The following is a 23,709-nucleotide window of genomic DNA, read 5'->3' as shown; positions in this document are numbered from 1 at the left end:
GATTAATCGCAGCAAATAGCAGGAGGAATCGGCGTTACCTACAAGTGCCCCATATACTCAGTTGCCTAGCTCCAATCGGAAGTTCCGTGAAGGCGTCCAAAAAATTCAAAAAAAGCTGTCCCTAGGTCAATGGATGACTTGTGGGGACAGCTTCCTTGGCTGCACGAACTTATTTTTTGGCACCTTTGATCGTTGTATCGGAGCGGGTTTTCATGGTTTCGAGCGTTTTATCAATCGGTTGGACGCCAAGTAAATATTTCTCCATTTCGTCCTTGTAGATTGCTTTCAGTTCTGTAGGGACTGGTACGTTGTAAGCAGTTGGGAATGTGTAACTACCAGCGAGCAGTGCTTTCAGGGATTCTTCATCGATCAAATCTTTGGCATCACCGATAAGGATAGAAGCAATTTTGCCGGCATCGGCTTTCTTACTAGTCGGAATACGACCGCCAGGAACCATGGACATGTTGCCTTCTTGCAGGTACCAGGAAATGAACTTCATTGAGGCTTCTTTATTTTTACTGTTTTTGTTAATGGACATGTAGTCGCCCATACCGCCGCCAGGGTTAACGTTGCCGCCAGCCGTGAATTGCGGATACGGAGCGAAAGCTACTTTGAAATCATGCGGGAAGCTCTTCGTATCTTTGATATAACGGATAATATAGATTTGGGAAGGCGTCATAGCCGCTTTGCCTGTCAGCAGCTCGTTCTGCACCGTAATTTTACCGGCGACGGCTTCGGAATATTTCATCATGATGCCTTTGCTCTCTAAGCTTTGTTGAAGCTCCAAGCCTTTCTTCAGAGCCGGGCTGTTGAAGTTCGACGTGCCGTCATCAGCGATGAAGGAGTCTTTGGCTTTGCCGGTTTGCAGGACGAACTCCCCGAAGGTGGCCAAGGCTGGATCAAGCATTGTGCCTTTGCGCTCGCCTTTATTGAGCTTCGCTGCAAGGGCGCTGAAGTCATCCCATGTCCAGGCGGTTGGCAGCTTCTCGCCAGCTTCGTCTAATGCTTTTTTATTGAAAAGCACGGCACCGACGTTCTTGTTGGCAGGCAGATAATAATATTTGCCGTCAGCAAATTTCTTGATATTGGCGCTGCCGATAATGCCTTCCACGTCAAAGCCCGCTTTGGCAATCAGATCATCGAGTGGCTCTGCCATGCCGGCGGCTTGACGCTTCGTCATTTTATCATCGCCGTAGTTCATGTAAATGTCCGGTGCGTCGGTATTGGAGAGCAAAGCGGTTTCCAGCTTCAAGTTACCGGGATCATCATTCACATAACGGATATATTCAACCTTAATGTTCGGGTTTGCTTTGTTCCAATTGTCGACGGCTTCTTGCGGACCGCTTTCTGGCGGTACGCCTCCCCAAAACTTCAGTGATACCGGCTTTTGGGCTTCAGGCGTCGGAGTTGCGGCAGCCGTTGTTGCAGCAGGCGCTGCAGTGGCGGAGGCAGTAGGAGCAACATCGGTTTTTGCGCAGCCAGCTACGAAAACGCTTACAGCGAGGGCGAGCGATGCACTTACTCCAAAGATTTTCTTCATGTGTTCATCCCCTTTTCTTTTGGTAATTAAATCGTAATGGAATCCGCCAGAAAAAGACACGCACGATTCTTTCAAAGTTAAGCATTATTCTATGATGTTCGCCCGCCAAAATACAATTTCCTAAATTCGGTAGGATACATACCTTCGAGCTGCTTAAAGCTGCGGCTGAAATGATTCGGGTCGGCGTAGCCGATTTTCTCCGAGATTTCGAATATTTTGTAATCGGGATTTTTGAGCAGCTCTCTAGCCGTTTTCATCCGAACGTTGGTCATGTAATCCGTGATGGTTTTGCCTGTTTCTTTTTTAAATAAAATGCTCAAATAATTTTCGGTGTAACCGACTTTGCTTGCCAAATCCGCTACTTTCATCGGCAAATTGTACTGATCCGTAATGATGCGTATGACGGTTTGAATCTCAGGGCGCAGCTTTTCTTTGCCGTGCTGCCGTTTGTAGGCCATGAAAACGGGAATCCAACCGACAAACCAGTCTGCCAAATCCTGCAGCGTTTCTGCGTTCCGTATCACATGATACGGGTATTGATTCTCGTGCAGCGTTACGGAATAAATATCGTTGCCTTCTGCTTTGAGACTGCGAGAAAAGATATGCAGCAGACTGAGCCACGTCTCGCGCAGCATTAGTGGAGGTACGTCTTTTTTACTCAGCAGCTCTTGCGTCCAATCCTTCAACCGCTGTCTAAGTCCCGACTCATCCTGTTCGTCAATTCGTTTACATAAGTCCTCTTCATCCCAAGGGTCTGACAGCCGCTGAGGAGCAGGGGGGATCTGTTGATAGGAAACGATGCACGATCGCCCGAAATAAAACCGATAGCTAAGCGAATAATCGGCTTTCTCATAGGCTTGTTGAAGCAGATAAGGGTCTTCTATTGGGGGAGAGACACCGCAGGAGATGGAAATCTTCAGAAAAGTGTGCACGGCGTTTTGCATTTCCTGCAGGACAGCCGGGTTTAACTGGCCGATGAGCACGCAAAATTTGCCTCCTCCAATCTCGAGCAATTCTCCGTTTCCGTACTTTTTTAAAATTTCGCTAAGCACATTCTTAACCGTGTATGTCAGAAGCCGATCGCTTTGAAACCGATTGTTATGCGTTAACTCATCATAAGCTTCAATTTGAATGGCAATGGCGGAAAGTGGGGCAGGGAAAGGCTCCAATTGAAACTCAATGAATTCCTGCTCGACTTCTCTGCGGGAGGAATGCCCCAGCACAAGCTCGCGAAGCCGTTTTTCCTTCACCTCGCTGCTGTATTGGTTCACTTTTTGCTCCAACTTTGTATAGGCGGTTAGCCCCTGCTTCTCGATCTGAAGCTGTTCCCTAATAGCCCTCAGCTTCTGCATGAGCTCGGAAGGACTAATTTCCAGCTTTGTGATGTATTCCGTAGCCCCAAGCCGCAGGGCCATCTGCACATACGCGAAATCACTATGATTCGATAAAATGAGGCACTTCATGGCCGGCCAGCGTTCTCGGATGATTTTGAGCAGCGCCAGTCCATCCATTTCGGGCATACGGATATCCGTAAGCACGATTTCACAAGGATGGTTCTCCAGAATCGCCAAAGCTTCGAGACCATTGGCTGCTTCGCCAATCACTTGGAATTCCTCGCTGTCCATAGGAATAATCGTTTTTAACCCAATACGTACCAAAATCTCATCATCTACGATCAGAATGCGCATGTTGGGGGTCCCTCCTGTTAAGTGGCAGTATCAATGTCAACCGAACACCTTCGCTCGGAGAGCTGGCGATGTGTATGCCGTATTGTGAGCCGAAATGCAGCTTAATTCGTTCATTCACATTCCGAATGCCGATTCCGCTGAATTTGACGTGGGGTTGATTCAGTTCGGTTTCAACTTGTTGGATTTTCTCCAAGCTCATGCCGACACCGTTATCCTGCAGGAGGATGTGCAGCTTGCCGGCGACTTCCGTAGCCTGGAGCTCAATCATTAACGGGAAGCGGTTGCCGTGTATAATGCTATTTTCGACTGCTGGTTGCAGCGTGAACTTCAACATTTCACAATCCAGCAGCGACTCTGGAATATCGAAAGAGAACTTGATTTGATCATGATAGCGAATTTCTTGTAGGGAGAGGTAGACCTGAATGTAGTCGAGTTCTTCTCGGAGCGTCACGAATTCCTGTTCATTGCGCATGGTGAAGCCCAGCAGCTTGCCAAGCTTCGTAATCATTTCGCTGACGTGTTCTGCCCCCGATAGAATGGCCATCCATTTAATGGAATTAAGTGTATTCAGCAGAAAATGAGGATTAATTTGCGCCTGAAGTGCCTGAAATTGCGCCTTCTGTTTGCGCTGCTGCTCATCGTACAAGTTGGCAATCAAATGCTGCAAATGGCTGACCATCTTGTTGAAGTTACTCCCCAAGACGGCAATTTCATCCTCGCCTTTAATCGTGACCATCGTATTAAATTCGCCTTTTCCGACCCTGTTCATCGATTTGGCGAGCTGCTTGAAAGGACTAGTAACACGGAGCATCAGTATAATGAAAGCGATTGCAAATAAGAAAAACCATGCGACGACCCAACCGATGGACTTGTCTTTTTCACGGCTTAACTGTGTGGCAAAATCCTTCTGATTCATCAGCTGTACTAGCCTCCAGCCAAGCTGGGGAACATAGGCATCATTGACGAGGTAGTTCTGGTTGTTCAAGGTTATTTTCTGAATGCCGCTGACGTCTTTGTGCATGGTTTGGAGTGAATCTGAGGCTTTAAAATGGCTCGACGTACTGTCACCAAGTAGAAGCTTATGATCCTGATCTAACAGAAAAGAGATGACGCCGGTTTCTTGTTGCTGGTGCAGCTCCTGCGCGTTATAGAAGAATATCGATGTCGGAACCCCAATCATAAAAAAGCCGTAATTGCTCGTATAATCTCCGTTGACCTGTCTAGTCATGACAACGAGGTCTTGACTGCTGGCAGCAGTGCGCAGCGTGTAGGGTACAGACCAGTAGGGAGAGCCGCCAAGCTGCAAGGTGGGTTGATACCAGCTTTCCTTGCTATAGGAGGCAATATCCGTTTTGGTGACTGCCGACCAGGTGGTGTGCGTATAGCCCCGATTGTCATAGAGGCCTAAATAAGAATCGCTGTCGAGCAGCAGGTCTTTCACGTTAGACAGTTTTTTTTGCAAGCTAGTTAATTTAATGAAAGAGCTGTAGCTATCGGACCAGTCAGCGGGCTCTCTTAGAAATTTTTCTGTTTCTGGATCGTTGATAATTAGGCTGGAGGCTTTAATAATACGAACGGCTAGATCGTTCATCCTGTCTGCTTTTTGAGCAACGGCGGTCTGGTTGGATTGATTGAGCTGCATCTGGACAATAAGTTCAGAGGAATTATAGAAGCGGTAAAGGATGATAACGACGGGTAAAATGATGAGAACAAACAGGGAAATAAGAATTTTTCCGCGTAACGTTTTGAAGGGACTTCGCAAAAGATTCATGGTCGTCACCATTCCTGTATTTTCCTAGTAGGAAGATCTATTTCTATCATACAACGGATGAATCCAATGATGCCATAGGACTTGAAAGCGGTCTAACAAGATCAAAGAATTTGCCGTAAAGTAAAAAGAATCGTGCTAGCTTGTTGTGCACAAACGACATTGAAAGTAAACAAAGCCCTCGAGGCATAACCTCAAGGGCTTTCGTAGCTCAAAGGCGGCTTACGCCTGTGGCATTGTGCTCTGATCCATGTACAGCACATTCCAACGATGGCCGTCCAAATCAATGAACCCGCCGCCGTACATCCAGCCTTGGTCCGTAGGCTTGCCATAGATGGTGCCACCTGCTTTGACTGCTTTCTCAAGCACTGCGTCCACTTCTTCTCTGCTCTCCGCATCGAAAGAAATCAGCATCTCCGTGCCTTTCGTCGTATCGGCGATCTCATTATTCGTAAAGCCTTGGAAAGCCGACTCTGGGAACAACATAATAATGACTGGGCTATGTCCGACAAACATACCAGCCAGTTCTTCGCTATGCTCGTGCCGCGGGTGAAAAGTGAATCCAAGTTGAGCGAAAAATTCTTTTGATTTCTGCAGGTCCTTAACCGGCAAGTTGAGCCAAAATTCTTTCGTCATACCAATGTCTCCTTTGCACTGGTGAAATTCCTTACGATTAACGTCTACAAATTTACCTTGGATTGCACGATATTCTTAAGTACATCGCAAGATAGATCAGATTTAAAATCTTGTATGGTATGCAAAGCCTGCTGCTTATCAATTCCTAGCACGCTTGTGAAGTAATAAAGCATATGATCATAGATTGAATCATAGTTTTTAAGTTCATTGGAGTTAACAGACAAATAGTGTTGATGCTGCTTTATGAGCTTCTCGGTGACTGCATTCAAAATGATTTACCTCCAATGGATGATACAATCAATCTACCATATTTATTAGAGGGAGAACAGGGGGAATTTTATGATTCATAGATTTTATTTCGGGGCTACATTCGGTCTTTAAATAGCCAATCACAGATTTTATCCCAAAGAAAATAACGGCCGCTATGATGATCAAAATGTAATTGTGGCTAATGGCCCCAATCCAGTTATTCAGCTTTTCCATAAATGTTCGCTCCTGACATGAATCTCATTTCAGGTTAGGTTTTCTAGTTTGGATTCGCTTTATCCAACTGTGATGACGACATTGCCTTTTTTATGCCCGGTATCCACATAGCGGTGAGCCTCGGCGATTTGTTCCAAGGGATATCGCCTGTCTATGACGGATTTTATTTTCCCAGCTTCAGCCAGTTCTTTGAGAAAAGTGAGATTTTCTTTCTTTTGCTTGAGTCCAGTGGCTGCAAAGTAGGCTTTTTTGGTACCGAACTTCGATGTCCATACCATCTGGAGCAGGATAGCGAGCGAAGGGACCGCCGAAAGATAGATACCATTTTGCTTCAGCGAGCTTTGGCAGCGTGTAAATGAGCTTTTACCCACAGCGTCAAAAATAATATCGTAGGTGTTACGGGTTTTAGAAAAGTCGCTTTTTGTATAATCAATGACATGGTCGGCACCTAGCGATTTGACTAAATTCACATTAGCTTCACTGCATACCCCAGTAACTTCCGCTCCATAGTACTTGGCAAGCTGCACCCCGTAGGCACCTACCGCACCAGAAGCGCCATTGATAAGGATTTGTTGTCCACTTTGGATTTTGCCAATATCTCTAAGGAAAGACAAGGCTGTTAAGCCTCCATCACAGACAGCGACGGCATCTGCATAGGTCATATTAGTGGGTTTAGTGATGACTACGCCGGTTTCCGGCAAGCATTTATATTCAGCATGAGCGCCGAAACCCGTGCCGGAAGTTCCAAATACTTGATCACCTTTTTTAAAAAGCGTTACCCCGTTGCCAACTTCCTCAATTTCCCCGGCTAGCTCAAATCCTGGTATGCATGCAGGTTTGGTCAAACCGCTGAACAACCTTGTCAGGAAAGGGTCGGCTTTTCGAAAAGCGCAGTCTGCTGGCGTGACGACCGTCGCATTTATTTTGATCAATATGTCATGCTCCTTCGGAATAGGCTTTTCAACCTCTCTAAGCCGAAGCACATCGGGTGATCCGTATTTTGTAGTTATGATTGCTTTCATAAGCACTCCTCCAAGATTACGCAGATTCGGTCATCCCATCATAAACGAGATATGCCGCTTGCTAATCTAAGAACAATATAGCTACAAGCAGGTATCCCTGTGTAGATACTAAAGTATTGTTTTGAGGTATTATCGTTGGCTAAAGGAAGTTTTGGGCTATATCAAACCTAACTCGCGGGCGCGGGCAATCGCTTCGGTGCGCCTTTTGACTTGGAGTTTGTCAAATATCCGTTGATTGTGACCTTTTACTGTCGTCAAAGCGACGAAAAGGCGCTCGCTAATTTCACGGTTCGAGAGTCCCATTGCAATGAGCTCGAGCACTTTTAACTCGCGTACACTTAAGGGTTCGATAAGGTTCTGTGCAGGTTGAGCAGGGAGCGAATAGAAATTGTCAGTCTCAAGCTGTTCCACAATTTCAGATGAAGCTAGCAGTTTGCTCAGATAGTCTTGCCTGATCCCATCTGCTTCGGAGACCAGCTCCGCGATAGGAATGCTTTCGTCAACAAAAAGTCGGAAGTAGCCTCCCGGCTCTGCCAGCTTAAGCACTTCAACAAGCAGCTCCGCTGCACGTTGCTTGTCACCATAAGCATGTAGAGCGGCTACTTGCAGGGCCATTACCTTAAGCCGTTCATCTAGCGAGCCATTTTCTTCGGTGAGCCGACGTAACGGCTCCAACAAGGCCAGTGCGGCTGGCGCATCGCCTAGAGCCAAATGTACCCGAGCTTGGCTGATGGGGAGCTCTTGTGAATGAGCCAGCCGGGCCGCTGCCGCCAGATTGCCCTGATGCAGCAGCATAAGCACTTGTGCAGCAGCAATTTCAGGCATCCGAGATACGAAGTTATGCTCGCGGATGAACTGATCAGCTTTAGCTAAATTAGCGGCAGCACCAGCCACATCCCCTCGGGCAAGTTTGAGCCGGGTGAAAAACAATTCACAGAGAGCGTAAGTGTCAACGCTTTCTACCTGCATCGCTAATGGCATGCATTGTTGTCCGTGCCGTTCAGCGGCATTGAGCTCGTTCCATTCGTAGTAAATGCGAGCCAGCCCTAGGTGTGCTTCGCAAGCCGCCGGGAGAGGAGGATCGCCTGCTAACTGGACCACTCGCTCGTAAGACTCGGCTGCCAGTAATAGCTGGCAATCTGCTTCTTGTATGCTGCCGAGGCCTGTTGTAGCTGCGATAGTGATCATGATCGATGGAGTCGATTGACCGAAAGAAATGACTTCCCTATACGCCCGGCTTGCTGCGGGACGGTCTCCTTGAAGCTGATAAGCAAAACCCAGCGTCCAGGCAGCGGCAGCACGGACCAGCAAGTTATCAGGGTGCAGTAACTCCAAAGCGCGGCGTGACTGGGTGAAGATGATGTCGCTTTGATATTGGGGGATAGCCAACATAGCCCTTATGGAGGCGATTTGTCCTGCAAGGTCACGCGACTTGTCGTCTGCTTCGACTTTTTTTAGTGCTTTTTCAGCCGTTTGTATTTTTTGTTCTACGCTGCTATTTTGTCCGGTAAATACTAAAGCCAAGGCATACATGACCAACAAAGAAGGCCTAGCTTCCAACACAGTCGTTGGCAATGAGGCTAGCCAGTTTAATACAGGGGTCATCATACCGCGAAAATGCAGGGGGATTCCGTTGCCTTCCATTAAACGAGCAGCTCGATCTACATGCTTCGCGGCAGCAGCATGGTGAAATGCTTCAAGCTCCAGGCCATTTTCCTCGTACCACTCGCTGGCACGAAGGTGCAGTTCGGCTTCGGTAACTTCTCCTGCCGATCGGGTGAATGCGGTACTCTGTTGCAGTCTCTTCCGCAGTAAATCAGCAAAGAGATGATGATAACGGAACCAACGCCGCTCGTTGTCCAACGGGATGATGAAAAGGTTGGATTGCTCGAGCATTTTCAAAGTTTCTTGACTGGCGGGTGAGGAAGTGAAGCGCATTACGGCATCACAAAGTGGTGCGCACAAGCGGTCGAGAACCGAAGTGTGCAGCAAGAAAGTCTGAATGCTCTCGGTTTGTTTGTGCAGCACCTCTTCAACCAAATAGTCCAACACGAAGCGGTGGCTGCCGGTGAAAGACTTGATGAAGCCAGTGGTGTCATGAAGCCCCTCCATGGAAAGCGCTGCTAATTGTAGGCCGGCTATCCAGCCTTCTGTGCGCGATTCCAGCAAGGCAACATTGCCCTCTGAGAGGTTCAACCCCATCGTCTGGTTGAGGAATTCAGCAGCTTCCGAATACGTGAAACGCAAGTCAGCAGCGCGCAGTTCCGTCAATTGTCCGCGCACTCTCAGCCGAGCTAGCGGAAGGGACGGATCTTCCCGTGTGGTGATAATTAGATGCATCTGTGGCGGCAGGTGCTCGAGCAGAAAGGTCAGGGCATCGTGTACCGGTTCAGCATCAATCATATGGTAGTCGTCAAGTACGAGGATGAATGGGTGCGGAATGCTGTTAAGTTCATTAAGCAGCACGGTTAGGATTGACTCTACAGGCGGTGGATAAGGGGTTTGGAGTGCATCAAACAAGCCTTCCCCAATCTTCGCTCCAATGCTCTGAAGGGCTGCCGAGAGGTAAGTTAGGAAACGTGCGCAATCGTTATCGCTCTCATCGATCGATACCCAGGCTGCTGGCTGCTTGCAACTTGCCAACCATTCGCTGACCAGCAGGGTTTTACCAAACCCAGCAGACGCAGAGAGGAGGGTCAGTTTGCGGTGCAGACCTGCATTCAGCCTTTCAACCAGGCGGGTGCGAAAAACCATTTTAGGCCGCAGAGGAGGGATATGCAGTTTAGTGGATAAAAGTGTCATAGACATGGATCTGTAACCACCGTTCTGCGCCGTCATTGCAGCGCTTTGATAAACAGCACCACAACCTCATTGGTCGTGATGCTGCTTTTTGCTGTGGCAGAAGTCCAATCTTACTTGTGTAAGCCGCTCAAACTGGCGCCATCGGTGAAGAATCGCATGATGTTTGTCTCAACCGTCCGGTCTGGGATTAATGGAGGTGCTTGGTGAGGTTTGATGCGGGCATCAATCACGATATTATCGCAAGCCCAGTGCTTATTCTCATAATAACTGTTCACCCCATATATATCATGGGAGGGGTTGCTGCGTGTAAATGTGCCCCAAACGAAATTGTCAATGGACGCACTCATAAATGGGCTGTCGTCACAAACGATAATCAACGGACAAGTTGGGAGCGGGCCTTTTGCCCCGATGGCTTCGCATAAATCTCTCATTTCCAATTGCGTATCGCTGTAACTTTTAAATTCAGAAGCCTGAATCGCAACGATTCCCGGCATGACCAAATGAGCATGCTCAATTCCCTTTATGTCAGTGAAAATATCAGGCACCTCTGCGCACAAATCTCTTTTTATATCCCCAACTGCTGCAAAAACAACCTTACTTCCGGTATTTAGCCCAGTACCTGAGTAATCGAGCGTGTCGATAGTCGTATTTGTCTGGAAATGAAGGTCGCGATGAAGATCCATTCTAGCTAAAATGTAAGTTAAAAAATGCTCAACATCATGAGAATCCAGAGGCTCGCTCTCTTGTGCCGTAATGAATAAATACTTGGCTAAGCTCACTTGTCCAGTTCCTAAAATTCGATTGGCTATTGTGAGCAGCTCAGCCGGTTGTTTTACTTGTTGATAAGGCGTGTACCGCTCACTGCCGATCGCAAAGAGCAAAGGATGCACCCCGGCGGCATCGACGGCATGAACTTCTTTGACACCAGGAATTTCTTGCTTGATCGCGTCCCCGGTTAATTCATGAATTAAGGCACCGAATGCCGTATCCTCTTGCGGCGGTCTGCCAACGACTGTAAATGGAAAGACGGCATTACTCTTGGCGTAAACTTTATGAACTCTCATGAGAGGAAAAGGATGCGTCAGGCTGTAATAGCCCAAATGATCGCCGAAAGGACCTTCCGGCTTGGTTTCGCCAGGATATATTTCCCCGGTAATAACGAAATCAGCATCATGGCTAACGCAGTATCCATCGATATAGCTATAACGGAAACGGCGCCCAGAAAGCAAGCCAGCAAAAGTAATCTCACTCATGCCTTCCGGCAAAGGCATCACCGCTGACAACGTGTGTGCCGGCGGCCCGCCAATAAAGATGCTTACTTTGAGAGGGAGTCCCTGTTTAGTTGCCTTATCTTGGTGCACGCCGATGCCGCGATGAATTTGATAATGCAGGCCGATCTCCTTATTCAATTCATACTCGTTTCCGCTCAGTTGAATCCGATACATCCCCAGATTGGAATTCATGATTCCCGGCTTCTCCGGATCTTCTGAATATACCTGAGGCAAAGTGACGAAGGCACCACCATCATCTGGCCAGTGTTTAATGAGAGGGAGATCAGCTATGCTGACTTCTTCAAAAGTAGCCGGCAGTCCGCCAATTACTTGGAGCGGCAGTGCTTTCCATGCAGCTAGCCCCGTTCCGAAATGTTTCAGGGGGCTTTTCATTGCCTTCATAGGATCGCTCCGCAAAGAGATTACCTTTTGTACGCCTTCCCACGTATCCCGAAAAATAAATTTGCTGCGCTCAACAGTGCCAAAAAGGTTGGATACCGCGCGAAACTTCGAACCTTTTACATTCTCGAATAATAAGGCCGGGCCGCCAGCTGCATGAACCTTCATATGGATGGCTGCCATCTCTAGCTCAGGATCAACTTCTTCATGAATGCGGACCAAATGTCCGTTATTCTCTAAATCAATGAGGCATTCTTCTAGATTTTGATAGATCATGATTTTCTCCAATCGGATAGCTATTCCCCAAAGGTCTTATTTGATACTGTCATTCTACAACAAATATCGCCAAAAATAAAAACACGTCATATCGACGTGTTATATTCGTCTTCCTTTAGACAGGAAGCAGTTCATAGGCTAACTTTTTGATGACTTCTTCATGTTGCGGGTATTGCTTAAGTAACTCTTCCTGCGAAAATAGTTCAAAATCCTGAAAGTCGAATCCAGGCGCAACCATGCATCCCACAAGCGAAAACGTATTTTTTTCCATGACAGAGGATCCGAAAATACAGTTTTTGGGCACTAGATATTGTGGAGTTTCTCCATTTTCTAAATGAAGGCCTAGTTTAACTTCCTCATAGGTGCCATTCTCGTGAATAACATGAATAGTTAATGGGCTTCCGGCGTGAAAATACCATAACTCATCCGACTTCAACCGATGGAAATGCGAGACATCATGGGATTGCAGGAGAAAGTAGATACTAGTATAAAGCAATCTTGAACCATTGAATCGGGCGGACAACTCTTGATCCGTAATCTTTTCTTCTGCTTGAAAAGTTCGTTTATAATAACCGCCCTCGGGATGGGCTTCGAGTTCAAGTTTAGAAATCCAATATTCGGGGCTATTTGTAAGCATGTCATCATTTCCTTTTTTCTAATGTAACATTCCAAGCTTGTATTATAATCTAGCGTGTCCATGATATCAATCATAGCTTAATAGAGTCTACGCATTTTACACGAGAAATACATAATATGACTTAAGCAATGGAAGGAGGAATAGATGATGAAGGAAATTTTCTCTGAAATTTACAAATATAATCTATGGGGAGGGACAGAGTCTGTTTCTGGACCTGGTTCATCTTTGTTTGAATCAAAAAGGCTAATGGAAAAACTGCCATCGCTTTTTGATATGTTTAAAATTACATCTATCTTGGATGCTCCTTGCGGTGATTTTCACTGGATGCAGCATGTCCCGAAAACTAACATCTCCTACACAGGGGTTGATATTGTAGATGAATTAATTCAAAACAATAGTGCTAAATATGCCAATGAGCATGTTCGTTTTATGGTTAAAAATATTGTCGAAGACGAGCTTCCAGCTGCGGATTTGGTCATTTGCCGTGATTGCCTTGTTCATTTGACTTACAATCAGATCAAATTGGCTATAGCAAATTTTAAAAAAAGCGGTAGTAAATATGTATTAACGACTTACTTCCCGATAGTGAAAGAAAATAAAGATATTCATACTGGCGATTGGAGGCCTTTAAATTTTTGTCTGGAACCGTTTAATTTCTGCGAACCCATTGTAGTCATAGAAGAAACAACGACAATTAAAACAATGGCACTATGGAAACTTTCTGAGTTGAATGGATAAAGGATAAAATCGGTCCAATCCTTATATCGAAAGTGCACCCGGTTAACGGGTGCACTTTTGTTTAGTTAATACGGAATATAATTCGAATAACGGTGACGCAAGGATTGGAGACGATTCAGATGCGTTAACGCTTGTGTCTCGATATGTTGCCCGACAGCAAGCGCGAGGCTCTCAACCACGGCGGTTGGCGCTACCATCGGATGGAAATCTCCGATCTGCCCGCGATAAGCGTAGAGCAAGATGCTGGCTTGAGCATTGAGATCGGAGACCAGGCGGTCCGTAATGACGATGGTTGTACACTTCAACTCAGAGGCATAATCCAGAATAACCTTAATCTCGGCAATGAGAGAGAAGAAACCGAAGATGACGATGACATCTTGCTCGTTTAACTGAAGGATAGATTCGAATAATTGAGCTCCACTTTTTTCGATCGTTTCGCTCGGAATCCCCAGACGGTTCAATCGAAAATGCAATAACTGTCCCAGGCCTTCTGCGGGGCCAGGAGCGAATATATATGTTTTTCTTCCTTGAGCCAAGACGTCAACAGCCTTGTTGAATTCTTCACGAACCAAATTGAGCGATGTTTCTTGCAAATAGTCGGCTGTCAGTCCCAGCATATCCCCGACTATATCTTCCGACGATAATTTGTTGATACTATTTTTCATTTTTATAGCGGGTGTAACGGTATGCAGCTCCCGATGTTTGCTCTTAAACTCTTTTAGGTTAGCGGAGCCGACCGATTGCCAGAAACGAGAGACGGACGCGATGCTAGTCCCGACCCCTCGGGCAATATCGTTTTCCGTCAAGTAAGGCAGTTGGCTGGCATTTCTTTCAATGAAATCCGCTATGTTTTTTTGAGTTGGCGACAACTTGCTAACTTCCCAGTCAAATGTGTTCGGCAATGGCATTTCCTCTCCCCTTCGTAATCCAAGCAACAACCCTATTATAAGGCATGATGGATTGAAAATATACAGAAAATGATAATTTTATTACATAATATAATTTTATGTAATAAAATTTACATGTCCTTAACCTGGTTCTAACACTCGGTTAACACTGCTTGCTTATAGTCATACTATCAACAAAAAAGATGGGTGTGGGAAGGAACAGTTATGGGCAGAATGCGGGCTTTTTTGAACTATATGAGCATGATTTTGACTAACCCCGTATATGTCATCGGGATCATAGCGCTAGGCTTTCTGTCGTACACCATTGCGTATCCGTTATGGGAAATCATTTCCTATACGTTGCAATGGCATCCGGAAGATCTTCGGCAAAATCCGCATTCGGTTGCCGGCAACTGGACAATTTACCATTGGATGCATGTCTTGCACAGCGATATTAGCGCGTCCGTCTTATACAAACCTTTACTACATTCGTCCAGCATTGCAATTACGGTGTCGATCCTGTCCCTCCTGATTGGGGGGGTGCTAGCATGGCTCGTTGTTCGTACCGATCTTCCCTGCAAGAAACTCATCGCTTCTTTATTGATTATTCCTTACATTATCCCTTCTTGGATTAAAGGCTTTGCATGGATCATTATGTTCAAGAATGATCGAATTGGCGGAAGTCCGGGCATTCTGGAGTACCTGACGGGTAAAGCGCCTCCTGATAGCATCTCTTATGGATTCTTGCCGATCTCCATCGTGTTGACCGAGCACGGCTATATGTATTTCTATTTGCTGCTGGCGGTTGCCTTCAGTTCGATCAACGTCAATATGGAAGAAGCGGCGGAGTTGTTCGGGGCGACCCGATCCGCCATTTTGCGGAGAATCGTGATGCCTTTGGTTGCGCCCGCCATACTATCGGGACTGCTGCTAACCTTTACTTCCAGCATGGGTAATTTCGGCACAGCTGCTCTTCTCGGGCTTCCTACCAAATTTTACACGCTTTCGACGATGCTCTACAACAGCATGAACAGCCGAATTCCGTCCACGGCCTACGTACTTAGCCTTATTCTTATCGTAATCTCCTCCTTAATGATTTATATCAACCAGAGATTAATCGGCAGAAGAAAGAGTTATGCAACGATAGGAGGAAAAGATGCCAGAAAGACGCTCACCGAGCTTGGTCGCTGGAGAGTACCAGCTGCCATCGGCGTATTCCTCTTCTTGCTGATCAGTGGCGTAATTCCGCTCTTCTTGTTAATCTGGCAATCGTTCATGCAGGAGAATGGGAATTACAGCGTGTCGAATCTGACGCTGCACTACTGGATTGGCGAGGCGACGCCGCAGTTGGCCAACGGATTGGCGGGGATTCTGAGAAGCGACCAGATCTGGAAGGCACTTGCCAATTCCTTAGAGGTTTCCTTGATTACGGCCTGTTTCGCCGGCTTGATTGGCTTGTTGCTAGGGTATGTCATCGCCAGAAGAAGAACATTATGGCTAACTAGAGTCATTGAGCAATTGTCATTCCTGCCGTATCTGATCCCGGGGATCTCACTCGCATCCATCTTCCTGGTCATGTTCGCAAAACCGCATCCACCCATTCCGGCTCTATATGGAACCTTGAGCATCGTAGTACTGATCAGCGTAGTGAATGAATTGCCTTTCGCTACACGAGCCGGAACTAGCGCCATGCTCCAGATCAGCGGGGAGCTGGAAGAGGCGGCAACCATTCAGGGGGCATCCTGGTTTCAACGATTTAGAAAAATCATTATCCCGATCAGCCGCAAGAGCTTAGTTAGCGTATTCCTAATCTCTTTTATCGGCACCATGAAGGAATTGGAATTGATTATTATGTTAATCACGCCAAAGACAAGCACGTTGACCACGTTAACGTTCAGCTATGCGGAGAAAGGCTATCCGCAATATTCGGCTGCCAGTGTGTTGTTGATTATTGCAATCATCTTAGGGTTTTACTTCATGGCGGTCAAATGGTTCAAAGCCGATATGACGAAGGGAATAGGGGGTTAAGATGAGTAGAATCGAATTAAAACAAATTCATAAGTCCATTAACAATCAAACTATTCTGAACAACCTGGACCTCGTCATTGAGGAAGGGGACTTTATGACCTTGCTCGGTCCTTCCGGTTGCGGGAAAACGACTACGTTACGCCTGATTAGCGGGCTTGAGAATCCGCAGTCGGGGATCATCACCATCGGCGATCGAACCGTCGTCGATTGCAGCGCCCATCATTATGTTCATGCGTCGAAGCGGGGACTCAATCTTGTCTTTCAGAACTATGCATTGTGGCCTCATATGACCGTTTATGAGAATGTGGCCTTCGGGCTTAAGCTGCACAAGATCCCGAAGGCCGCCGTCAGGAACCGAGTTGAGAAGGCGCTGGACAAGCTGAAAATCTTTCATCTGCTTGATCGGTATCCCTCCGAGCTATCCGGCGGCCAGCAGCAGAGAGTGGCGATTGCGAGGGCGATTGTGACCGAGCCGGGTATTCTGCTACTGGATGAACCACTATCGAATCTCGATGCTAAGTTGAGAATGGAAATGAGAGCCGAGTTAAAACGGCTGCATGAAGAGCTGAACACGACAATCGTGTATGTAACGCATGATCAAGTAGAGGCTTTGACGATGTCTACGAAAATTGCCGTGTTTTTCGAGGGAGCTTTGGTTCAGGTAGACGAGCCTCATCGGATTTACCGGTATCCGGCTGAACTGCGAGTTGCCGATTTTATAGGGAATCCCATGCTAAATTTCATAGAGGCTGAAAGTACGTATCAAGCTGGCAGCTTGCATGTCGATTCGAAGCTGGGGGCGATGCAGTTTGCTTCTCGTCCATCGTATGCAGGCAAGGTAGTCCTCGCCATTTATCCGGAGGATATCAAGGTTGATTCCGAACCCGTCGAGGGAGGGATCCCGTGCACGATACGCTCTGTTCTGCCCGCAGGCGCAGAGACGTTAGTCCAGCTTGTCACAAGCCAAGGGTTGGATTTGTTAATGAAGGCTACAGGAGAGAATGAATTTCGAAAAGGCGATCAGGGTTGGATATCGTTGGCGTTAGCGAAAGTAAATATATATGAAAAAGAGACGGGCAAGCTTATTGCCCGAACTTAAGGAGGCATTATTCATGAAATATGGAATCCGTTCGAGCAAAAGCTGGATCGTATTGTCCCTCACCCTAGGTTTATCTTTGACGACTGCTGCTTGTGGTGCTGCTCCGAAAACAACGGTCGAGCAAGGCAGTCAGACCGCCGTGCAAACGACAGCGACCAAACCAACGCCAAGCGTGGAAACCGATGCTGAATTGTACGAAAAGGCGAAACAAGAAGGGAAAGTCACGGTCTATACGGCATCAACTGGCGTAACGAATCAAGCTAAGGCCACGTTCGAGAAGCAATATCCCGGGGTCAAGGTAGAAGTATTCAGCTTGGGCACGCAAGCCTTAATGGATAAAGTCGTTCAAGAGCAGAAAGCGGGTATTTACAACGCTGACTTCATCCTGATCAAGGAAAACGGCGGTGCTATCAAACATGAGATGGTGGATAGCGGAGCGTTCGTGCCTTTTATCCCGGCAGATATCGCCAGCAAATTGGCAGAGCCGTATAACAAGGCTATGGGATATGTGAGCTTTCTGCAGTTCAAGTCAATTTTGTACAATACGGATACCTTCCAAACCTCGCCAATCACGAATTGGTGGGATCTTACTACACCGGAATGGAAAGGTCGCGTGCTGATGATTGATCCGGCAAAAGGGGGACCTCAGTTGGATTTCATTACGGCCTTCGCGATTCACGCGGACGAGATGAAGCAAGCCTATAAAGACAAGTTCGGCAAGGATATCGTGTTGAACAATACCGAGAATGCGGGTTATGAGTTCATCCAACAGCTGGAGAAGAACGTCGTCTTATTCAAGAACGAAGATGATCTGATTGATGGCGTAGCCAAATCAACACCGGATAAACCGATGGTTGCGATAGGCAACAGTGACGACCTGCAGACGGTGAAACAGAAGAAATATGCAGCGACCATGACGTATAAGATCAACCCTCGACTCTCGGTTGTTAATCCGGCTTATTTATTCTTAGCGAAAAATGCGGCCCATCCGAATGCGGCCAAACTATTGCTTCGTTGGATGGCAGGCGGGGCTGACGGGCAAGCGGAAGGAATGAAAGCCTTTGTCCAAGAGGGAGCATGGCTGGTTAGAACGGACGTTAAACAGAATAATCCAGTGGAACTGGATCAAGTGAAGTTGTGGCCATATGACTCGGAAGCCTTCTATCAAGCCTCGCCAAAGGTATCCGAGTTTTGGTTGAAACAGCAATAGAACAGAGGGGGCACCTTAGATGACAGAAGCTTTGAAGTTTAGACCCGATGGAACGTTTAAGATTGTGCATTTGACCGATTTTCATTGGAGGAATGGCGACGAGAGAGATCAGCGGACTCAAGCCTTTATCGAGGAAGTAATCGTACACGAAGCACCCGATCTGATCGTCATTACGGGAGACGTTGTTCACAAACTGGAAACACAGGACCCTCTTCATGCTTTCGAGTGCGCCTTAGCTTCGGTGACAGCAAGTGGAATTCCTTGGGCTTTCGTATTTGGCAATCACGATTGGGAAATCGATATCGATATCGAGCAGTTGGCGGAGTTGCTGCAGCGCCTTCCGAATAGTCTCTTCGTATCGGGGCCGACTTCGATTCAAGGGGTATCCAACTATATTATTGGCATCAACGGCAGTGAATCGGAGCAGGTGGAAGCAATTCTCTATATGCTCGATTCTGGAGCCAAGACGAAGCTGCCGTTCGGGGGGTCCGCCTGGATTCACCGGAATCAGATCGCCTGGTATCTCGAACAATCAAGCCGGTGGACTAATACGAACAATGGCGTACCGCTTCCCGCTTTGGCCTTCTTTCATATCCCTCTTCCGGAATACAACGAAATCTGGGATTTCAAAACCTGTTACGGAACTAAGAACTCCAACGTGTCTTGCCCCAAAATCAACTCGGGATTTTTCTCGGCTATGGTGGAAATGGGTGATGTGATGGGTACATTTGTCGGGCATAACCATCACAATGATTTTTACGGAGACTTGCACGGCATTCGGCTCTGTTATTCCAGGGTTAGCGGGTATGGAAAGGGACGGGAGGATTTCGCCCGAGGGGCGAGAGTCATCGTGTTGAAAGAAGGGGAGCGGGGCTTCGACACCTACCAGCGCTTGGACGATGGGACCGTTCTGACTCATCCACCCGTGCACCACGCTGCTTACATGGATCCCTTTGGCAAGCGAAATGATCTGACTTTGCCCGCGCCGAAACGAATCGTGGACGTCGATAGTCTGGACGAGCTGCCCAAGCGGTTTCGGATGAGCACAGATCCGCTTCGCGATGGAGACACCACCCTGCCGGACCTTAGCGGATTCCGAGAACTGAACGCATCGGCCAGCGGACAATTTTCCCTTAACGGGTTGCGAGCTATGAAGCGGCGAATCGGCGAATGGCCGATCGTTATTGTCGATATGCGCCAAGAGTGCCATGGCTTCGTTGATGGCAAGGCAATTAGCTGGTACGCGCCGAATAACGCCATGAATAAAGGGATGTCCCGCGAGGACGTTTTGCTCAGAGAAGCCCGGCTGCTAACGGAACTGAACAACTTGCCCATCATAGAGTTCGAGCAATTTGAAGGGAAATCAGTAGACGTCAAGCCGATATTGAACGACAAGTCGGTTCTATCGGAAGAGGAGCTTGTTAAGCGAGAAGGGATGGACTATGCCCGATTCTTGGTAACAGACCATCACCGGCCGCTGGATCCGGTCGTCGACGAATTTGTGGCATTTTTTGACGCACTCCCCGAGGGGGTGTGGCTCCATTTCCATTGCCGTGGCGGTGTGGGACGCGCTACTACTTTCATTCTGCTTTATGACATGCTTCGTCATGGCGGTAAAATTAGCTTGGATGACTATCTGAACCGACACCGCCGGATCGGCGGGCGGGACATGAGCGATTCTAATCCTGCTGACAGCTATAAGTATGGGCCTGCTATGGAGAGGCTGGATTTCATTCGCCGCTTCTATGAGTATGCCTCAGCGGTTCATGGGGAATCTGTTAGGATTCCTTGGTCCGTGTGGAGTAGAAAATGATTATTGAGACATTGCATTGTCCCTTAGGGAGGATGCGGTGTTTTTTTCTTTTTCCGAAATGAACACAAACATACAACGCGATGTACGGCAATTGGCTGCCCAATCGTTCATCGAACAGGGCGGAGTCATCTGTTGTACCTAATTGATATAACAAATAGCCACTAATAAAGTGGCTAAGGTGATCTAACCTCTATAAGTAAGGAAGTCTTATGGTCCTGTTCCATATTTTCTAAAATTTCAATTAGTCTTAAAGCGGCTTTCCACTTTCTTTGCTCAATGCATGCCTGCACGATATCAATGAGGTCTTGCTGAGTGGTAATGCTGTAATGTTTGATCTGTATTCACCTACCTTTCTAATCAATTTATATCCAATGAGCTATGCCTGTATGCTTAAAGTCAGCAATTAATTCATTAGAATTTGATTAGAAATAAAGAACGAAGAAATGTCTAGACCGGCGAAGATACAAAATGAATACGGAGGAACTTGGGAGGATTAACAAGCAAAAAAACGAGGTTTAACTCATGGTGATCGGGAAGACAAATAAGTCCAAGGAAGAAATCCCAGACTTATTTGTCAATAATAAATCCAATATTAATTCATGGATAAGTAGTATTTATCAGAAGGACTTGTTGATCCTGGTGTATTATCGTTTGGTCCGACACCATAGACATTTATTTTATAAGTTGTATCGGCCTTTAATGTAAATGAAGCTGTGAACAGTCCGCTTGAATTGGTTCCCCACACTAAATCATCTGGCCGACTGCCGAGTGAATCTTTTACCGTAAACGCGTATTCTTTACTTGTTGGGCGACCTAAAGTTACAGTAACACGGTAGGGCAGGATCTAGAAGCGCAGATCCAACAGCTAGAAGCGAACGGGGCACAAAAGATCTATTCTGAGAAGTTCACCGGCACTAAGAAGGATCGTCCTCAGGTATCAGTAAGTCAGCGCTTATACGTGAAGCTAGAAGACATAAGGCTAACCACTAGATCAATAGCCCTAATTGTTTAAAGAAAAAGAGAAAAGCCCCCGTAAAAGGAAACCTTTCTCATTAGCCTAATCATAGTTATTTGACGATATGGGATTGAGCAATTTTGGCATTCGTCAAACCATTTGCTTTCAACTCTTTTGGTACAAAGCTCAAATAGGAAAGCGCCGAATAACATTTAAAGGAATAGGAATAATCCATATTAACAAAAGATGAATACGCTTTTCCAGAAAGTTTTTCTGCGGCTTGAGTCATAAAAGCATAAGCAGATGTACTTGTATTACCTTCGGCCATTTTAGCATTAGCCACAAGAACGGCATTCAGGAAATCATTCTGCTCATAATACCACAAAGCACCGGCAAAAGTGTTTTTGAATATTAACTTTTCATTAACGATTTCCACGTTATTCTTCGCATTTTGAGCCAATGTAGATGGTGTTGCTTTGCTGTCTCTCAATAGCGTGTAGTACTGTAGCGCATTCACTAAGTCACCGTTCACAAAGTAGGCATAAGCTTGTTCAGAAACCCTCAAAGCGAGTGTGGAAACTTGATAAGGCACTTTAAAGGAATATCCGGTTTCGTATACCTTCCCATAATAATAAAAAGCGTTATAGTTACTTTGCTGTTTCGAGTAAAACTCTGCTTGCCAAATGTATTCATCCGCTTGTTTTTCTGCTTCTGTCCTAAAATCCACATAATTGTGTGTACTTACGCTTCCACAATCAGTAGAGCCGACTTTTCCAGTGTACGGATTCACATTCCCGCAGTAACTGAAATTATTTGATTTTATCCCATCTGGGTCCGATCGGTAGTGCGGTTTAACATAAGTCCCATCTTTCCGATAGTAACCTTTCACGTAAACGTCTGCTTTTGCTGTTGGGTGAAACCAGAATGTCGAAAAGAATGATACGAATATAGCTAGTAGAAGCGTTTTAAGAACAAGGTTTCGGACCATATATACATTCCCCTTTTGGCAGTTTTCCATTTTACTCATACTTACCCTCCTGTTATGTATCAATTTAAAAATGATCTGAGACCATTCCACCATAACTATAAATGCAGACCGAAGAAATGTTTGTCGTTTGATGAAGACATTCAAAAACTATTAATGGTGAGGTTGATGAAGCCTTTAAGGAGCTCTTTTATTAACTTAAAAGACACCACCCCCGTGTGGGAATCGTGCCGTATCTGTAGCATCTTCATCTCCTGCTGATCCGAGAGGAGACGTTAAAATCTGAAGGATCATCCACTGTGCAGGCGGATCGGTTCCAACACATATATCGCCGTTAGATATTTTGATTCATTTCTAATAATATCCATTTTTTTACTTTTCATTTATCGTGGGAGGGAGGTTATCATCCACTCTTATGTTTGGTAAAGTCAAAAAAACCGAAAGATACAGAAAAGTAACATATTCTCGTAGATCGTCACAATAAAAGCAAACAATACAAACATGTAACCGCGTGACATTTCAAAGCCCGAAGTATTATAATAATCAATAGAGGTGATCGCGGATGGAAAACGAAGAATTACTAACACAAATACAGGCGATGCTAACTGATCTTGAGTCTCGACTAAACGACAAGATAGATAATGCGGTGTCTGAACTAAAGAATGATATTCGAGGGAGTCAATAAAACAACCAATCATGTATATGAATATTGATGATGGGATCGTAAGAGCGGATACACAAATTAACGCATAACACGCGAATACTCATATAAGAAAAGACCTTTCCTAACGAAGGTCTTTTCTTCTTCTATTTCTGCTAGTTCCATAATCAGGTATTGCTCACCTTTAATGAAACCGCTCTGATAAACAAATAGCGAAGGAATAAATTTGAATGAGTCATCCTTCGATTCCTCCCAGCTTCGAGAGAATAATTATGGAACTTAGCTATATAAGCGTAGTTATCGACATCGTGTCGGAACGGGGACAATACCCCCTTTCTCGATAACGGTTTCTGCTTATACTAAAAACTCGTCCGGATGCAGTTATCTCATAATAACCCTTAATCGGAAATCGCGCTTCATCCAACGATTAAAGAATCTCCGTCCGTACGAGGAACGCATAGTAAGTCGCTTAGCCGAATTGCGGCGGCTTCTGTTTATAGATCTTATCAAGCTCACGCAGTATCTTACCTACCAAAAGAAAGAAGCACCACAACCAAAATGGTTGTGATGCTTCTTTATGTATGGAGCCTAGGGGGGATGTATGAATCTCGATTTAAATGGCTGACGAAGGTAACTCGACGAGGACAAGCTTAGCGGTAGATTCAGACGCCGTGCTCCTACACTCGAAGCAAAGCTACGGAGTCTATCCATCCGTACCGTCCGCGCGGGCGAACCCACCGGGGTTCTCTCCCCACGGCTCCATACAAAAGAACCGCGATCCCGAAGGAGCGCGGTTCTTTATAATATGGAG

At 46.3% G+C, this 23,709-nt stretch carries 16 protein-coding genes and 1 pseudogene; 6 read left to right on the top strand and 11 right to left on the bottom strand.

Annotated elements, in window-relative coordinates:
• Window positions 1-169: 169 nt before the first annotated feature.
• From AC58UW_RS07230 to AC58UW_RS07190, 9 genes are all read right to left on the bottom strand, one after another.
• Window positions 170-1,540: an ABC transporter substrate-binding protein gene (locus AC58UW_RS07230; protein WP_497420029.1), complete on the bottom strand. Its 1,371-nt coding sequence runs from the start codon at window positions 1,538-1,540 to the stop codon at window positions 170-172.
• Between the two features lie 89 nt (window positions 1,541-1,629).
• Window positions 1,630-3,228: a response regulator gene (locus AC58UW_RS07225; protein WP_497420028.1), complete on the bottom strand. Its 1,599-nt coding sequence runs from the start codon at window positions 3,226-3,228 to the stop codon at window positions 1,630-1,632.
• The gene (locus tag AC58UW_RS07220; protein WP_497420027.1) at window positions 3,206-5,011 is read right to left on the bottom strand and encodes a sensor histidine kinase; all 1,806 of its coding nucleotides are present in this window, start codon (window positions 5,009-5,011) and stop codon (window positions 3,206-3,208) included. The genes AC58UW_RS07225 and AC58UW_RS07220 overlap by 23 nt, the downstream gene beginning before the upstream one ends.
• A 207-nt stretch (window positions 5,012-5,218) precedes the next feature.
• Window positions 5,219-5,632 carry a VOC family protein gene (locus AC58UW_RS07215; protein WP_497420026.1) on the bottom strand — a complete coding sequence of 138 codons (414 nt, stop codon included), beginning with the start codon at window positions 5,630-5,632 and terminating at the stop codon, window positions 5,219-5,221.
• 44 nt (window positions 5,633-5,676) lie between these two features.
• Complete coding sequence (locus AC58UW_RS07210) at window positions 5,677-5,901, bottom strand: hypothetical protein (RefSeq protein ID WP_497420025.1); 225 nt, start codon at window positions 5,899-5,901, stop codon at window positions 5,677-5,679.
• 273 nt (window positions 5,902-6,174) lie between these two features.
• Complete coding sequence (locus tag AC58UW_RS07205; RefSeq protein WP_497420024.1) at window positions 6,175-7,137, bottom strand: NAD(P)-dependent alcohol dehydrogenase; 963 nt, start codon at window positions 7,135-7,137, stop codon at window positions 6,175-6,177.
• Between the two features lie 156 nt (window positions 7,138-7,293).
• The gene (locus AC58UW_RS07200) at window positions 7,294-9,945 is read right to left on the bottom strand and encodes a winged helix-turn-helix domain-containing protein (RefSeq protein ID WP_497420023.1); all 2,652 of its coding nucleotides are present in this window, start codon (window positions 9,943-9,945) and stop codon (window positions 7,294-7,296) included.
• Window positions 9,946-10,049: 104 nt separating this feature from the next.
• The gene (locus AC58UW_RS07195) at window positions 10,050-11,885 is read right to left on the bottom strand and encodes a UbiD family decarboxylase (protein ID WP_497420022.1); all 1,836 of its coding nucleotides are present in this window, start codon (window positions 11,883-11,885) and stop codon (window positions 10,050-10,052) included.
• Window positions 11,886-12,000: 115 nt separating this feature from the next.
• On the bottom strand, window positions 12,001-12,522 hold the full coding sequence (locus AC58UW_RS07190; protein ID WP_497420021.1) for a cupin domain-containing protein: 522 nt from the start codon (window positions 12,520-12,522) through the stop codon (window positions 12,001-12,003).
• A gap of 147 nt (window positions 12,523-12,669) precedes the next feature.
• Between AC58UW_RS07190 and AC58UW_RS07185 the strand changes: the two genes are divergently transcribed.
• A complete protein-coding gene (locus AC58UW_RS07185; protein WP_497420020.1) occupies window positions 12,670-13,260 on the top strand; it encodes a class I SAM-dependent methyltransferase in 591 nt (196 codons plus the stop codon).
• A 65-nt stretch (window positions 13,261-13,325) separates the two neighbouring features.
• On the opposite strand, the gene AC58UW_RS07180 is transcribed toward AC58UW_RS07185, so the two are convergent.
• Window positions 13,326-14,168, bottom strand: coding sequence for a MurR/RpiR family transcriptional regulator (locus AC58UW_RS07180; protein ID WP_497420019.1), 843 nt, complete (start codon window positions 14,166-14,168; stop codon window positions 13,326-13,328).
• 204 nt (window positions 14,169-14,372) lie between these two features.
• Here AC58UW_RS07180 and AC58UW_RS07175 point away from each other — a divergent pair, with 204 nt between their 5' ends.
• The 5 genes and pseudogenes from AC58UW_RS07175 to AC58UW_RS07155 all read left to right on the top strand — a co-directional run.
• Window positions 14,373-16,175: an ABC transporter permease gene (locus AC58UW_RS07175; RefSeq protein WP_497420018.1), complete on the top strand. Its 1,803-nt coding sequence runs from the start codon at window positions 14,373-14,375 to the stop codon at window positions 16,173-16,175.
• A gap of 1 nt (window position 16,176) precedes the next feature.
• On the top strand, window positions 16,177-17,274 hold the full coding sequence (locus AC58UW_RS07170; protein ID WP_497420017.1) for an ABC transporter ATP-binding protein: 1,098 nt from the start codon (window positions 16,177-16,179) through the stop codon (window positions 17,272-17,274).
• Window positions 17,275-17,287: 13 nt separating this feature from the next.
• The gene (locus tag AC58UW_RS07165; protein WP_497420016.1) at window positions 17,288-18,484 is read left to right on the top strand and encodes an ABC transporter substrate-binding protein; all 1,197 of its coding nucleotides are present in this window, start codon (window positions 17,288-17,290) and stop codon (window positions 18,482-18,484) included.
• A gap of 19 nt (window positions 18,485-18,503) precedes the next feature.
• Window positions 18,504-20,297, top strand: a complete 1,794-nt coding sequence (locus tag AC58UW_RS07160; RefSeq protein ID WP_497420015.1) for a metallophosphoesterase — start codon at window positions 18,504-18,506, stop codon at window positions 20,295-20,297.
• A gap of 856 nt (window positions 20,298-21,153) precedes the next feature.
• Window positions 21,154-21,231, top strand: a pseudogene (locus AC58UW_RS07155) (recombinase family protein); the annotation flags it as partial.
• A 133-nt stretch (window positions 21,232-21,364) separates the two neighbouring features.
• Here AC58UW_RS07155 and AC58UW_RS07150 read toward each other — a convergent pair.
• Window positions 21,365-22,279, bottom strand: coding sequence for a hypothetical protein (locus tag AC58UW_RS07150; RefSeq protein ID WP_497420014.1), 915 nt, complete (start codon window positions 22,277-22,279; stop codon window positions 21,365-21,367).
• Window positions 22,280-23,709 lie beyond the last annotated feature (1,430 nt).

Source organism: Paenibacillus sp. J22R160 (genome assembly GCF_059692135.1).
Note: the sequence above shows the minus strand (reverse complement) of the source record. Positions and strands in the feature narration are given on the sequence as shown.